At 46.5% G+C, this 15,863-nt stretch carries 12 protein-coding genes; all 12 read left to right on the top strand.

Features of this window, described 5'->3' with window-relative positions; genetic code table 11:
- The first annotated feature begins 304 nt into the window (after positions 1-304).
- On the top strand, positions 305-3,565 hold the full coding sequence (locus tag HQ43_RS07170) for a SusC/RagA family TonB-linked outer membrane protein (protein ID WP_036791612.1): 3,261 nt from the start codon (positions 305-307) through the stop codon (positions 3,563-3,565).
- A gap of 20 nt (positions 3,566-3,585) precedes the next feature.
- Positions 3,586-5,586, top strand: a complete 2,001-nt coding sequence (locus HQ43_RS07165; RefSeq protein WP_036791609.1) for a RagB/SusD family nutrient uptake outer membrane protein — start codon at positions 3,586-3,588, stop codon at positions 5,584-5,586.
- 894 nt (positions 5,587-6,480) lie between these two features.
- Positions 6,481-7,653 carry an AIR synthase related protein gene (locus tag HQ43_RS07160; RefSeq protein WP_036791607.1) on the top strand — a complete coding sequence of 391 codons (1,173 nt, stop codon included), beginning with the start codon at positions 6,481-6,483 and terminating at the stop codon, positions 7,651-7,653.
- Positions 7,654-8,742: a peptide chain release factor 1 gene (gene prfA / locus HQ43_RS07155; RefSeq protein ID WP_036791604.1), complete on the top strand. Its 1,089-nt coding sequence runs from the start codon at positions 7,654-7,656 to the stop codon at positions 8,740-8,742.
- A gap of 25 nt (positions 8,743-8,767) precedes the next feature.
- The gene (gene lpxD, locus HQ43_RS07150) at positions 8,768-9,832 is read left to right on the top strand and encodes a UDP-3-O-(3-hydroxymyristoyl)glucosamine N-acyltransferase (protein WP_036791602.1); all 1,065 of its coding nucleotides are present in this window, start codon (positions 8,768-8,770) and stop codon (positions 9,830-9,832) included.
- A gap of 18 nt (positions 9,833-9,850) precedes the next feature.
- Complete coding sequence (locus tag HQ43_RS07145; protein WP_036791598.1) at positions 9,851-11,233, top strand: bifunctional UDP-3-O-[3-hydroxymyristoyl] N-acetylglucosamine deacetylase/3-hydroxyacyl-ACP dehydratase; 1,383 nt, start codon at positions 9,851-9,853, stop codon at positions 11,231-11,233.
- Between the two features lie 8 nt (positions 11,234-11,241).
- Complete coding sequence (lpxA, locus tag HQ43_RS07140) at positions 11,242-12,033, top strand: acyl-ACP--UDP-N-acetylglucosamine O-acyltransferase (protein ID WP_036791595.1); 792 nt, start codon at positions 11,242-11,244, stop codon at positions 12,031-12,033.
- A gap of 37 nt (positions 12,034-12,070) precedes the next feature.
- Positions 12,071-12,646, top strand: coding sequence for an IS1096 element passenger TnpR family protein (locus tag HQ43_RS07135; RefSeq protein ID WP_036791592.1), 576 nt, complete (start codon positions 12,071-12,073; stop codon positions 12,644-12,646).
- Entirely contained in the window at positions 12,627-13,568 is a 942-nt protein-coding gene (gene miaA, locus HQ43_RS07130) for a tRNA (adenosine(37)-N6)-dimethylallyltransferase MiaA (protein ID WP_235305956.1), read from the top strand. Before HQ43_RS07135 ends, miaA begins: the two co-directional genes overlap by 20 nt.
- 19 nt (positions 13,569-13,587) lie before the next feature.
- The gene (gene yihA / locus HQ43_RS07125) at positions 13,588-14,196 is read left to right on the top strand and encodes a ribosome biogenesis GTP-binding protein YihA/YsxC (RefSeq protein WP_036791590.1); all 609 of its coding nucleotides are present in this window, start codon (positions 13,588-13,590) and stop codon (positions 14,194-14,196) included.
- Positions 14,197-14,990: 794 nt separating this feature from the next.
- Entirely contained in the window at positions 14,991-15,446 is a 456-nt protein-coding gene (gene rplM / locus HQ43_RS07120) for a 50S ribosomal protein L13 (RefSeq protein ID WP_036791587.1), read from the top strand.
- Between the two features lie 2 nt (positions 15,447-15,448).
- Positions 15,449-15,835, top strand: coding sequence for a 30S ribosomal protein S9 (gene rpsI / locus HQ43_RS07115; protein ID WP_036791584.1), 387 nt, complete (start codon positions 15,449-15,451; stop codon positions 15,833-15,835).
- The last annotated feature ends 28 nt before the right edge of the window (positions 15,836-15,863 follow it).

Genomic DNA, 15,863 nt, shown 5'->3' with positions numbered 1-15,863 from the left:
ACAAGACACAACTTTACATCTTTCTTTTAATCTCTTCTCAAAAGAAACAATATTATTTTCGATAAAATCTCCATAAATAAGGAGACGAACTCTTTTGGCTACTCAAACAAAGATGGCACCAATACAAGGATAGAGGAGCAAAAAGAGATAAACACTCTTTCTGATAAAAAAATAAATATGAAGAAAATGAGTCTGACAAAACTCCGATATCCTAAAAAATACATACATTTGCATTACCACATAAACATTTTTTAATTACCATATCCACAAAAAGAACAGAAATACACTATTTAGATATGTAATTATGAAAAAGGACAATTTTTCTAAAGGCAGAGATCTAAGCATCAGACTCCCCTATCGAACAATGGCAGGGGTACTACTGGCAGGTCTCATGACAGCACTGAGCCCGACAGCTACGGCAGCCGACTCGAACACTACTACCACTCAGCAGCAAGACACAAAAAGTGTTTCCGGTACTGTTGTAGATGAAAAAGGCAATCCCGTGCCTGTTGTTGCGGTTCGCGTTACAACCCAAAGAGGTAAAGGAGCACGTACAGACGAAAAGGGAAGATTTACCATCAATGGTCTTACCCCGACAGATGTCTTGGAAGTATCTTTCATGGGATACGAAACAGTGCGCATTACCGTAGGTAGCCAAACTACTCTCAAGATCGCACTTAAACCTTTGACTTCACAGTTGGAAGAGGTTGTTGTCGTGGGCTATGGTACACAAAAGAAAGTTAATCTTACCGGAGCAGTTTCCAATGTGGATTCAAAGCAGCTTCAAACTCGACCTGTTCAGAACGTGGCTCAAGCACTTCAAGGGGTTGTCCCGGGATTGAACTTCAGCGTTACAAACTCCGGAGGAGCTCTCAACAGTAGATTGAGCATGAACATCCGTGGTAGCGGAACCATCGGTGAAGGATCATACTCCAGCCCGTTGGTACTTATCGACGGAGCAGAAGGAGACATGAATACTCTTGCAGCCAATGACATCGAAAGCATCTCAGTATTGAAGGATGCGGCTTCCAGTGCCATCTATGGTTCTCGTGCGGCATTCGGTGTTATTCTTATCACCACAAAGAGTGGTAAAGAGGGCAAGAGCAGATTCTCCTACAACGGAAATATGCGCTTCAATACAGCAACACAGATCCCTACAATGATGGACTCTGAAATGTTTGCAAACTACTTCAACCGTGCAGGAGCAAATGCAGGTGAAGGTATTGTCTTCCCTAACGAAGTGCTTGAGAAGATCCGTCTTTACAAGCAAGATCCGAACAACGAAAAGGTCAGATTCGGTACCATGTGGAATGCTGCCAAAGGAGAATGGGCAATGTACGATGAAGGAAACTGGGCAAATACCAACTGGTTCAAGGAAAACTACCGCGCAAACGCACCTTCACAAGAACACAATGTTTCGTTTTCGGGTGGTACATCCAAGCTAAACTACTACATCAGTGGAGCATTCTTGGATCAAGAAGGTCTTATCCGTTATGGGCAAGACAAGTTCAACCGTTACAATGTGTCCGGAAAGTTCTCGGCTGAAATCACTCCTTGGTTCAACATCACCTACAACAACCGTTGGATTCGTGAAGACTACTCTCGTCCAAGCTACATGACCGGTCTGTTCTTCCACAACATCGCACGCCGTTGGCCTGTGAATGCGGTTACAGACCCGAACGGACACCTTATTTCAGGTCAGGAAACCATCCAAATGAGAGATGGAGGTAAGGACATCAACCAAAAGGACTTCTCCAACCAACAGATTACGTTCCTTGTAAAGCCGGTGGAAGGCTGGACCATTAAGTTTGAAAACAACTACAATACCACTTATAACAACAACCACTGGGATGTTCTTCCTATCTTCAGATACGACAAGGACGGCAACCCTCATCCTACATCTCGCGAAGGTGGAGACGAAGGACAGACCCGTGTTTCGGAATCTGCATGGAAGAGCAGTTACTTCAACGGTCGTTACTTCACAGAGTATTCCGAAAAGTTTGGCAAGCATGACGTAAAAATGCTCGGAGGTCTCGATATAGAGATCAGCAATACAAGAAATCTCGGAGGTAATAAAAAAGATCTTATCACTCCTCTTGTTCCTACCGTAAATACTGCGACACACGACAAGCCTACATTCTATGGCGGTTACAGCCATTGGGCTACAATGGGATTCTTCGGTCGTATCAACTATATATTCGACGACAAATATCTTTTTGAAGCATCTGTTCGTAGAGATGGTTCTTCTCGCTTCATCGGAGACAAGAGATGGGGAACATTCCCAACATTTGCAGTGGGTTGGAATCTTTCCAACGAAAGCTTCTGGGAACCTATCAAGCATATCGTTCCTCTCTTAAAGGTAAGAGGCTCTTGGGGTGCTTTGGGTAACACCAACATCCAAGCGCTATATCCTTGGTTCCTTGCACAGCCACAGGGTGTTGCCAACTCCGGATGGCTTCTCAACGGAGAAAGAGTAAATACCTCCAATGCTCCGGGCATCGTTTCCTCTTCACTCACTTGGGAACGTGTAGAGTCTTGGAACATTGCACTTGACTTCTCTCTTCTTAACAACAGACTTCAAGGTAGCTTCGACTTCTTCAACAGAACAACCTACGATATGGTTTCTAATCCGGAGAAGCTTCCATCAATACTTGGTGTGGCTCCTCCTAAGATCAACAACACAGACATGAGATCTTATGGTTGGGACTTGGAAGTTCGCTGGAGAGATCAATGGAGAGGTTTGGATTATGGTCTCAAACTCGTTCTCAGCGATGACCAACAAGAAATTCTCAGATACAGCAACCCGACCAACTCTCTTAGCGACCATTATTCAGGTAAGAAAGCCGGAGAGATCTGGGGTTATACTACTATCGGCATAGCCAAGACAGATCAGGAGATGAACGATCACCTTGCACACAGCAAGCAACCGATGGGTACACAATGGGCTGCCGGAGACATCATGTATAAAGACCTCAATGGTGACGGCACCGTAAACTATGGAAACAATACATTGGACAACCATGGCGACCTTTCTGTCATCGGTAACGCCACTCCGAGATACAAGTTCGGTATCAATGCAGATGCTGAATGGAAGGGTATCGACTTCTCCATCTTCCTTCAAGGTGTAGGTAAAAGAGACTGGTGGGACGGCTCTCCATACTCTGTTGGTGCTACAAGTCATGGTAAATGGCAGAGTGTAGGATTCGTAGAACACTGGGACTTCTTCCGTCCTGAAGGCGACCCTCTCGGAGCTAATCTTGATGCATACTACCCAAGACCTCTATTCGGAAAGGGTGGTAAAAATATGCAAAGACAAACCAGATATCTTAAGAGTGCAGCTTATATGCGTATCAAGAATATGCAGATAGGTTACTCTCTTCCTCAATCATGGATAAAAAAGGTCGGACTCTCCAGAGTACGTGTGTACACATCTGTGGACAATCTTGTTACCTTCACTAAGATGACTAAGATCTTCGACCCTGAAGCTATCGGTGGCGCCTGGGGACCGGGTAAGCTTTATCCGCTTCAACGCGTATGGTCTTTTGGTGTAAATGTTAATTTCTAATCCGTAAAAGAACGATCACAATGAAAAATATATTTAGTAAAATAGCTCTTATAGGAGCACTCTCCTTCTCTTTGGCAGGATGTGATTTGCTGGATAGAGAACCGCTGGATCAAGTAGGTCCGGATAGCTTTTATACCAATGCGGAACAGCTTGGAAGCTTTACGTTCAACTACTATCCCGCAGTCTTCCCTACAACAGGAGGTTGGAATGCCGGTGTTGCAGCGAGAGATAACGGCACAGACAACCAAGCCGGTGTAAATCCGAACAGAGCCTGGTTCACAAAAGATGTATGGAAAGTACCTTCGGAAGGCGGTATCGGCTTCGAGGCAATAAGAAACGTCAACTGGTTTCTTGAGAATGCTACCGAGAAGTTGGAGAAGAAAGCCATCAGCGGATCCAAGGCAGACATCGACCACTACATTGGTGAAGCTTACTTTATCCGTGCTGCGCTCTACTTCAACAAGCTGCAAACTTATGGCGACTTCCCTATCATAAAGAAAGCTTTGTCCGATGACAGAGCTACTCTCATCGAAGCATCCAAGCGTATGCCTCGTAACGAAGTGGCTCGCTTTATCCTTTCGGACTTGGACAAAGCCATCTCTATGTTGAAGGATAAAACTCCTATGAACCAACGCATTTCCAGAAATGTAGCTCTATTGTTCAAGTCTCGTGTAGCTCTTTTCGAGGGTACATTCGAAAAGTACCACCAAGGCTCCGGACGCGTACCGGGAGATCCTACATGGCCGGGTAGAGACAAAGAGTGGAACAAGGGTAAAAGCTTCAACATTGCAGGGGAGGTAGAGTTCTTCTTGAATGAAGCGATGACTGCCGCCAAAGCTGTTGCCGATGCATTCCCTACTCTTACAGAGAACAGCGGAGTGATGGATCCGGTAAAGGGTCAGCACCATGGGTGGAACAACTACTACGAAATGTTTGCAGATGAAGACCTTTCAAGGTTCCCTGAAATCTTGCTTTGGAGACAGTACAGCAAGGAGAAAAACCTTGTACACTTGACCTCTCACAAGCTTGCAGTAGGCTCTTCTTCCGGTTGGACACGCGCTTTGGTAGAATCTTTCTTGATGAAGAACGGTCTTCCTATCTATGCTCAAAACTCCGGATACACAAAGACGGACGAGACTGTCGATCTCGTAAAGAAAGATCGTGACGAACGTCTGCAGCTCTTCTTGTTCGGAGAGAGCAACGTACTCTACACCAATGAAGATCCTATCGTAATGTTCAATGTTGCAAACATTATTGCGAATGACGAGTCGAGAGACGTTACCGGCTATCGTCAGCGCAAGCTTTACAACTACGACAAACGTATGCACCTCAACTCCGAGATGCACGACGTTTCCGGTACTATCATCTTCCGTGTGGCAGAGGCATACCTCAACTACATAGAGGCATCTTACGAAAAGAACAAAGTGATAGACGGCAACGCAAGAACCTACTGGGATGCGCTTCGCAGACGTGCAGGTATAACAGTGGCAATAGAAGTAACAACAGGAGCCACCGATATGGCTTACGAAGCGAATACGAACAGAGAGTCTTACGACTGGGGAGCATTCTCTGCCGGCGTGGCTATCGACCCGGTTCTTTACAGTATCCGTAGAGAGCGCCGCTCCGAATTTGCAGGAGAGGGTATGAGAGCCGCGGACCTCATACGCTGGAGAGCTATGGACCAGGTAAAAGACTACCATATAGAGGGCGTAAACTTCTGGGATAAGATCCATACTTATCCCAGATTCTATGGTGCCGATGGCAACACTCTCATCATTGCCGATGGCTCTTCTGCTTCCAATCTCTCTTCTAAGGAGTTGAGCAAATACATCCGCCCATACCAAAAGATCAAGGCAAACAACGATGTATTCAATGGCTACACCTTCTATCAGGCGCACTACCTCTCTCCATTCTCTTATCAAGAGTTGAGCTTGGCATCACCTACCGGTAATGCAGAGGAGAGCAACCTGTATCAAAATCCGGGTTGGAAGGCTTCTGCGGAAACTCCTGCGGAATATTGATAACAGACACGGAATAAGCTCCTTTCCTGTCATACCCGTTTCAGGAAAGAGATATTTCAAATAAAAAGCAAGTGCATGGCAAAACGAAAGCCGTGCACTTGCTTTCTTTTTGAGCTGTTAAGAAGAAAAAAGAGAGAGAGATTTCTCCCTTTCCGAAATCTCATTTTTATATATTCCATCCCGAAAAATACTCACTTTTTTCGGTCTCTCTATTTTGATCGGAGGGGTCGTTTTCAGAGCACGACCAAACTGTTAAATTCACCCCGTTTTATTAACACAATTTCCGATACTCGTTAAGCCAAAACGCTAAACGAGCATATTCTTTCGGCTTAACGTGTTTAATTTTTCAACGAACACGTTTACCGATTTCATTAAACACGTTTACCGAATTCGATTAACGTGTTTAGCAAAAACAGCCAAAACACTAACAATCAAACACCTACACATTTTTGCCCTAAAAAGCACCTGAAAAGGTAAATTTCTTTATTAGGAAACGTTCACAGGAGAGGGCGTTAAAATTTACACCTATTAACGCGAAAAATGCCCATGAAATGCATTGAGAAAATTTTTTCTCCAAATTCGAGCTGATTTATATCTATCTCTATTCTAAATAATTACAGACAAACTCTCCGCTTCAGTCCCCAAAATGGAGTTTGGAGAGGAGCAAAAAGCGAAGATTTTCTCGGATTCATTTTTATATAAAAGTTCACCCCTCGGAAGCGTTATCACCATTGCCACATCCGGTCAAAAGCCATAAGAAAAGGGTTTGGTAGGTCATATCCTTTTTTTTTCATAGTTTTGTGTAGCAATGAATCCTGTACCGGTTCTGTATCTGCATGATACATCAGAGATTAGAACGGTAAAGAGAATGTTAATGATACTCTAAGACAACAGATGACTACAAACAACTATGATTTGCGAGGTGTATCCGCCTCCAAAGAGGATGTTCACAACGCAATCAAGAACGTAGATAAAGGTCTATACCCAAAGGCTTTCTGTAAGATTATCCCCGATATACTCGGAGGCAATCCCGAATACTGCAACATCATGCACGCAGACGGAGCAGGCACCAAAAGCTCTTTGGCGTACGCTTACTGGAAAGAGACGGGCGACCTCTCCGTATGGAAAGGTATTGCCATAGATGCTGTGGTGATGAATTTGGACGATCTGCTCTGCGTGGGTGCCGTGGATAACATCCTGCTCTCATCTACTATCGGCAGGAACAGACTCAAAGTTCCGGGAGAAGTGATCTCTGCCATCATAAACGGTACAGAGGAGTTTCTCGAAGAGATGCGCGCTTTGGGCGTGGGCATATACTCTACCGGCGGAGAGACTGCCGATGTAGGCGACCTCGTGCGTACAATCATAGTGGACAGCACGGTAACCTGCCGTATGCCTCGCAAGAACGTCATAGACAATGCCAGCATCCGTCCCGGCGATGTGATAGTGGGATTGGCATCGTCCGGACAAGCGACCTACGAACAGTCTTACAACGGAGGGATGGGCAGCAACGGACTGACATCCGCTCGCCACGATGTCTTCGGGCCACAGGTGAAGCAGTGCTATCCGGAGACTTACGACCATGATCTTCCGGACGAGGTCGTTTATTGCGGAACAAAGAGACTCACAGACATGGTCGACGGAGTGCCTTTGGATGCCGGACGTCTCGTACTCTCCCCCACAAGGACATACGCTCCCATCATTGCAGAGGTACTCAAGCACCACAGAGAGAAGATACATGGCATGATCCATTGCAGCGGTGGTGCTCAGACGAAAGTACTGCACTTTGTGGAAAATCTAAAGGTAGAGAAAGATAATCTGTTCCCGATACCGACACTCTTCAACCTCATTTACAGCTCCGGACGGACAGAGCCGAAAGAGCTGTACAAGGTGTTCAACATGGGACATCGTATGGAACTTTATGTGCCGGAAGAGGTTGCACCCGAAATCATTGCCATATCTCGCAAGTTCGGTGTGGATGCTCAGGTCGTCGGCAGAGTAATGGAGGGAGAAGGAAAGAAAGAGGTTGTACTGCACACGCCTTTCGGGGTATTCAAATACGAATAAATGGCTGAGCAGATAAGCATAGTAGACAAGATAAGCGTACTGCACGCCAGATTTGAAGAGGTATCGCTTCTGATTACAGACCCGGACGTCATCGCAGACAGAAAACGCTTTGAAAAGCTCACACGAGAATACAAGGAGCTGGAGCGGATACTGGCAAAAGGCGATGAGTACACCCTTGCCGTGAAAACGATAGAAGAGGGACGGGAGATGCTGCAAACGGAAAGCGACCCCGATATGGTAGCTCTCATCAAGGAAGAGATAGCCGCTGCTCAAGATGCCCTGCCGGTGTTGGAAGATGAGATCAAGCTGCTGTTGGTTCCTGCCGACCCCGAAGATGCCAAGAACGCAATAGTGGAGATACGAGCAGGAACAGGGGGTGATGAAGCCGCCCTATTCGCTGCCGATCTGTATAAGATGTACGTTAAGTATTGCGAGTCGAAAGGGTGGCGGACAGAGGTTACCGGTATGAACGAAGGTACTTTGGGAGGTTTCAAAGAGATCGTATTCACGGTAACCGGAGCGGATGTGTATGGTACTCTGAAGTATGAGTCGGGTGTACATCGTGTGCAACGCGTGCCTCAGACAGAGACGCAAGGGCGTGTACACACTTCGGCTGCCACGGTGGCGGTATTACCGGAAGCGGACGAGTTTGACGTCGAAGTGAAGGAGAGCGATATCAGAATAGACACATTCTGTTCTTCCGGAGCGGGCGGTCAGAGTGTCAATACCACTTACTCCGCCGTGAGACTGGTACACATCCCCACAGGAATAGTCGTGCAGAGTCAGGACGAGAGATCCCAGCTTAAAAACAAAGCGAAAGCACTGGCAGAGCTTCGGACTCGGATCTACAACCTGGAGCATCAGAAATATCTGGACGAAATAGCCGGCAAACGGAAAACAATGGTCTCCACAGGAGACAGAAGTGCTAAGATCAGGACATACAACTATCCGCAAGGACGCATCACAGACCACAGAATAAATCTAACCATGTACAACCTCTCCGCTTTTATGGGAGGAGAGATACAGGAGATGCTCGATGCGCTGATAGTGGCTGAAAATACAGAACGCCTAAAAGAGGCAGAGCTGTAAGCCGTGTCCATTATCCACGATAATCATGAAAGTAAAGATAAAAGAAATAGCCGCATATCTGGGAGGAACGGTCGAGGGTAACGAAGAAGCCGTCGTATCTCAGTTTGGAAAGATAGAGGATGCCTCACCCGGCAGTCTCACTTTCCTTGCCAATCCCAAGTACGAACAATACATCTATGAAACCAAGGCGACAGCCGTGCTTGTATCCAATGACTTCAAGCCGGAAAGAGCCGTACCTTCTACCCTGATCCGGGTAGAAAATCCTTATGAGTCTCTTGCCAAACTGATGGAGTTTGCAGAAAAGCTCAAAGAAAAAGAGAGCGGAGTGGCTTCGACCGCTTTTGTGGATCCGTCCGTCACTCTTCCCAAAGATATTTACATCGGTCATGCCGCTTATATCAGCAAAGGAGCGGTACTGCATCCGGGTGTCAAGATATTTCCATTCGTATTTATAGGTGAGAATGCAGAGATCGGAGCGGAAACCATTGTGTATCCTTCTGCCGTTGTCTCCGCCGAATGCAAGGTGGGCGAACGCTGTGTCATCCACTCTTGTGCAGTGATCGGGGCAGACGGTTTCGGGTTTGCTCCCTCCGAAGAGGGCTATCGCAAAATACCTCAAATGGGCAATGTCCTGATAGGAGACGATGTAGAGGTGGGAGCTTGTGCCTGCATAGACAGAGCGGTGATGGGATCTACCATTGTGGAAAGAGGTGTCAAGATAGACAATCTTGTACAGATCGCTCACAACGTAGTGGTCAATGAACATACGGTCATAGCCGCTCAGGTGGGCATCGCAGGCTCTACAAAGATAGGCGCATGGAATATGATCGGAGGACAATCAGGGCTTACCGGACACATGCAGACGGCTCAAAAGGTAACCATTGCCGCACGCACCGGAGTGATTTCGGATATTAAGGAGGAGGGCGTTACCTACTTCGGCTCTCCCGCTTTTCCCATAAAGAAAGCGATGCGTGCACATGCAGTCTACGGAAGACTCCCGGAAATGGACAAGCAGCTCTTCGCTCTATCCAAAGAGGTAGAGGCTCTGCGAAAAGAGCTTGACGAGATCAAGAATGGTAGCAACAAGTAACAGATAATATATTACAAGATGAAACAGCATACACTCAAAGAGTCGTTCAGCCTTTCCGGCAAGGGACTTCACACCGGCTTAGAGATTGCAATCACTTTTCATCCCGCACCGGACAATCACGGCATAAAGATAAAGCGGGTCGATTTGGAGAATAAACCGATCATTGCGGCTCTTGCTGAGAATGTGGCTCAGACCAATAGAGGCACCGTCCTACGCGATAACGGCGCACACGTAAGTACGGTGGAACACGCCATGGCTGCGCTTTATGCCATGGGGGTAGATAACTGTCTGATAGAGGTGAACGCTCCTGAATTCCCGATTTTGGACGGTAGCTCCATCCATTTTCTTGAAGGAATCAAGAAGGTCGGTATCGTTGAGCAGGAGCATCTGAGAGATTACTATGTTGTGAAGAAAAAGATAGAGGTATCGTCCGAAGATGGCAAGTCTTCTTTGATTATCCTTCCGGACGACAGCTTCGGGCTGAATGTCCTGATCTCTTTCGACTCTCCGATACTCTCCAATCAGTACGCCTCTCTGGACTCTATCGCAGACTTTGAAAAGGATATTGCGGCTGCCAGAACATTTGTGTTCGTAAGAGAGATAGAGCAACTCTTGGACAACAACCTCATAAAGGGTGGCGACCTCGACAATGCCATAGTAATATATGATCAGGTACTCACTCAGGAGAAGCTGGATTCGCTTTCCGAGCTGATGGGAGTGGAGAAAAAGAATGCCGCAGACCTTGGATATATCAACAATAAACCTTTGGTCTTCAACAACGAACCGGCAAGACACAAACTGCTGGATCTGCTTGGAGACCTCTCCCTCATCGGTAAAAGAATCAAGGGAAGAGTGATCGCGACCTGTCCGGGACACAGTATCAACAACGTCTTGGCACAGCAGATCCGCAAGGATATTCGCCTGAATGAAGCACAAGCACCGGTATATGATCCCAACGCAGCGCCTCTACTCGATGTCAAAGAGGTGAAAGCTCTTCTTCCGCACCGCTATCCGTTCTTGCTGGTAGATAAGATCATAGAGATAGGATCCATGCACATCGTGGGCGTGAAGAACGTTACATCCAACGAACCATTCTTCCAAGGGCACTTCCCGGACGAGCCTGTAATGCCGGGTGTCCTGCTTATAGAAGCGATGGCTCAGGTTGGCGGACTTCTTATCCTGCAACAACTCTCCGAACCGGAGCAGTACAGCACCTATTTCATGAAGATAGACAACGTGAAGTTCCGCCATAAAGTCGTACCCGGAGACACGCTACTTTTCCGTCTTCAACTGCTTGCCGAGCCACGCAGAGGCATATCCAACATGAGGGGTCTTGCCTTTGTCGGAGAAAAACTGGTAGCTGAAGCGGAGTTTATGGCTCAGATCACAAAAAACAAGTAAAGAGAATCATGGACAATCCAAAGATAAGCCCTCTGGCTGTGGTACACCCCAATGCAAAGATTGGAAAAGATGTAGAGATAGGCCCATTCGCCATCGTAGAAGATAATGTAGAGATAGGAGACAAGACCGTACTGCATCCGCACGCTATTGTACGCTGGGGTGCAAGGATCGGCAGCAACTGTCAGATACATCCCGGAGCCGTCATCAGTGGCATTCCGCAAGATTTGAAGTTTGTCGGAGAAGAGACTCTCACCCACGTTGGAGACAATACCGTGATCAGGGAATGCGCCACCATCAACAGAGGGACAGCATCCAAAGGTTATACAAAAGTGGGCAGCAACTGTCTTCTCATGGCATACTCACACGTTGCACACGACTGCGAGTTGGGCAACAACATCATTCTCGGCAATGCAACACAGGTTGCCGGAGAGGTAGAAGTGGCAGACCATGCCATCATAAGCGGCGGTGTACTCGTCCATCAGTTTGTCCGCATCGGATGTCATGTGATGATCCAGGGAGGAAGCCGAGTTACCAAAGACATCCCGCCATACTCACTCATCGGACGAGAGCCGATATGCTACTGCGGCATCAACATTGTGGGACTTCGCAGAAGAGGTTTCACCAACGATCAGATCTTCCTCATCAACGACATCTACCGTACCATTTACAGCAAAGGACTCAATACCACCGATGCTTTGGAGGCGATAGAAAAAGAGTATCCGGAGACACCGGAAAGAGATGCCATATACTACTTCATAAAGGAGTCCAAACGAGGAGTGGTGCGAGGCGCTATGGACTAATGTTTTATTCCCAAGAGATTTTTCAGAGTTATACACAATGATATACAGATTTGTAATAGTTTCCAACGAGGTACCCGGTTTCAGACGAGACATAAAGATTGAAGCCGGAGCAAAGTTCTCGGATCTCTGCAACATCATACAGGAAAGCATCGGCTACGCAAAAGACCAACTCTCCTGCTTCTACATCTGCGATGATGCGTGGCAGAAAGAAAAAGAGGTTCACATCATGGATTTGAGGATGAATCCGGAAGAAGATATCTACCTCATGGACAAGACCACACTGGACGATCTTCTCACTGAAGAGAAGCAAAAGCTGATGTACGTCTTCGACATGATGGGCAATAGGGCATTCTTTGTAGAGCTGAGAGAGATCATCTTCGAGAAAGAAAAAGGTCTGCCCAAGGTGGTACGTTCCGAAGGTGAACCTCCTCGACAAGGCGAAGATATAGAAGCGCTTCTTGCCGAAGAACCCACCAAGAAGGGAGCCAAAGCATCACGAGAAGATGAGTTTGGCTTTAATGATGAGTTCGACGACTTTGAAGGCACCGAGTTTGCATCACTTGACGAGCTGGACGAAGCCGGTTTCGGATTGGATGAAGACTCGCTCTACTGATAAACATTTGCCTGCTCTCATCGTCCTTTTAGGACCGACAGGAGTGGGCAAAACAGCTTTATCCATAGCCCTTGCCAAGTGGTTGGGGAGCGGTGTGGAGATATTCTCGTCCGACTCTCGCCAGATCTACAAAGAGATGGTAATAGGCACGGCAGCTCCCACACCCGAAGAGTTGGCAGCCGTACCGCATCACTTCATCGGGTTCAAGAGCGTAACGGACTATTTCAGTGCCTCTGCATTCGAGGCTTTGGCGATGGAGAAGCTCTCCTCTTATTTCAAGCAGACACCCGTGGCTATCCTTTGCGGAGGTTCCATGATGTACACGGATGCACTCTGTTTCGGGATAGACGAGATCCCCGATGTAGATCCGGACATCCGCCGAGAGCTGTATGAACAATACGACAACGAGGGTATCGGGTTTGCCTTAAAGCAACTCGAAAAAGCAGATCCGGAGTATCTGACCAAAGTGGATCGGAACAACTACAAACGCATCCTCCACGCCTTGGAAGTCTATCTCACCACAGGTCTCCCCTTCTCCTCGTTTCATCGCCGGAGTGCCAAGCAACGCCCTTTCCGAATCATCCGTATAGGGCTCAACCGGGACAGGGCAGAACTCTACGACAGAATCAACCGGAGGGTGGATGAAATGGTTCGGAACGGACTGGTAGACGAGGTCAAGGCTCTTTTGCCCTACCGCACACTCAATGCCCTGAACACGGTCGGGTATAAAGAGATATTCGAGTATCTCGATGGGATATGTACATTGGAAGAGGCTGTGGCAAAGATGAAGAAAAACACCCGAACCTATGCCCGAAAACAGCTGACATGGTACAGAAAAGCAGAAGATATAGTATGGTTTTCTCCGGAAGACTTGGAGGAGATAAAATGTTACCTCTCTTCCCGGCTCGAAATAGAAGTATAAAAGAAAACTGAAAGAGAATATGAAGATTTTGACAGCAGAATTTGTTAAGAGTTGCAGCGCTCCATCACAAACGCCCAACAGCGACGGCAGACCGGAGTATGCTTTCATCGGCAGATCCAATGTGGGAAAGTCCACACTGATCAATATGCTCACCGGTAGAAAAGGGCTTGCCAAGACTTCACAAAAGCCCGGAAAGACACAGCTTCTCAACTATTTCAACATCAACGACAGCTTCTACATCGTAGACCTTCCGGGCTACGGCTATGCCAAGACACCTAAAAACATCCGAGAGGGATTTCGTAAACTGATAGAAGGCTACATCTTAGGCTCGGAAAATCTGACCAATCTATTCATCCTCATAGACTGTCGTCACGAACCGCAGAGTATAGACATCGCTTTCATAGAGCAGATGGGCGAGCACGGTATACCATTCTCCATCGTCTTCACAAAGAGCGACAAACTCTCCGAGACCAAGCTCCGGCAAAACATAGAGAACTACAAAAACGAACTGCTGAAAAGCTGGGAAGACCTCCCTCCCATCTTCATCACATCCGGCGAAAAGCTAAGAGGAGCGGACGAACTTTTGGAGTATATCGAAGAGATCAATCAAAGCATAAAGCAGAGGTAAAAAAGGGCGCTTCGGAGCGCACTTTTATATAAAAACGGACTCCCTGAAAATGCCTCCGAAATCCTCTTCTCCGAACCGGTTTCAGCTCGGAAAAATTTCTCTATTCTCCTAAATCTTTACATCTCAACCGAATACGAGAAATCGCGAATTCGGAAAAAATTTTTTCTCAGTCCGTTTCATGGGCGTTTTTCGCGTTAATTGGTGTAAATTTTAGCACCCAAACCTGTAAACGTTTCCTAATAAAGAAATCTTCCTTTTCAGGTGCTTTTTAGGGTAAAAACAGGTAATCGGTTGACATTTAGCGTTTTGATGATTTCGACTAAACACTTTAATCGAATCCGGTAAACGTATTAAATGCAATCAGTAAACGTGTTCATTGAAAAATTAAACACGTTAAGCCGACAAAATATGCTCGTTTAGCGTTTTGGGTGAATATGTGTCAAAAATAATGTTAATAAAACGGAGTGATTTAACAAATTCGGCACCCCTCTGAAAACACCACCTTCAATCAAAATAGAGAGAGCATTTCGAGAGGGGAAGCGATCGGGATGGAATATATAAAAATGAGCAAGAGGAGGTTGAATGAAAAAGGAAGAAAAGGAGGGGAACAGGATCGTATGGCTAATTGAAAAAAAAGTCGTACATTTGCAAGCCGATTATTATCAACCGGGACCCTATGGGTCTCTTTGTATGAACCGTTAGACCGGAGCAGATTTGCACAATGAGTGTGTCCGCTCGATGGCAAGAGAGCAAAGGTCGAACATTTTATTTACCAACAAAAAAGTTTATAGAAAGTGGATACTTTAAGTTTCAAGACCATTTCTGCAAACAAGGCAACTGTGACAAAAGAGTGGGTCGTTGTAGATGCAACAGGCCAATCTCTCGGAAGACTATGCTCTAAGGTAGCAAAGCTACTGCGTGGCAAGTACAAGCCGAACTTCACTCCACACGTTGATTGTGGTGATAACGTTATCGTTATCAATGCAGACAAAGTAGTTCTGACCGGAAACAAATGGACAGGTAGAGAGTACCTATCACACACCGGATACCCGGGAGGACAGAGAGTAACGACTCCAAAACGCCTCATGGATAAGGGTGCGGACAGACTTTTCAGAAAAGTAGTAAAAGGTATGTTGCCTAAGAACCGTCTTGGCGACAAGATTATTAAGAACCTTTATGTGTATAGCGGAGAGGAGCATGCTCATCAAGCTCAACAACCTAAAAGCATAGACATCAACACTCTTAAGTAATTATGGAACAGATAAATGCTATAGGCCGTAGAAAAGCTGCAGTGGCACGTGTTTACGTAAAAGCAGGCAGTGGAAAGATTGTTATCAACAAGAAAGAGCTGGAACGCTATTTCCCTTCTTCTATACTACAATTCGTAGTAAAGCAGCCATTGGCTAAGTTGGAGGCTCTGGACAAGTACGACATCAAAATCAACCTTAAGGGTGGTGGTTTCAAAGGTCAAAGCGAAGCAGCCCGTCTGGCTATCGCAAGAGCTTTGGTGAAGATCAACCCGGAAGACAAACCAGCACTACGTGCAGAAGGATTCATGACTCGCGACCCACGTTCTGTAGAACGTAAAAAACCGGGACAACCTAAAGCTCGTAAGAAATTCCAGTTCAGCAAGCGTTAATATTACGGTACATTTTCCGAATATCAAC

It is taken from the genome of Porphyromonas canoris (assembly GCF_000769115.1).
Classification (GTDB): domain Bacteria; phylum Bacteroidota; class Bacteroidia; order Bacteroidales; family Porphyromonadaceae; genus Porphyromonas_A; species Porphyromonas_A canoris.
The sequence above is the reverse complement of the archived record's forward strand: the minus strand, read 5'-3'. Positions and strand labels throughout refer to the sequence as shown.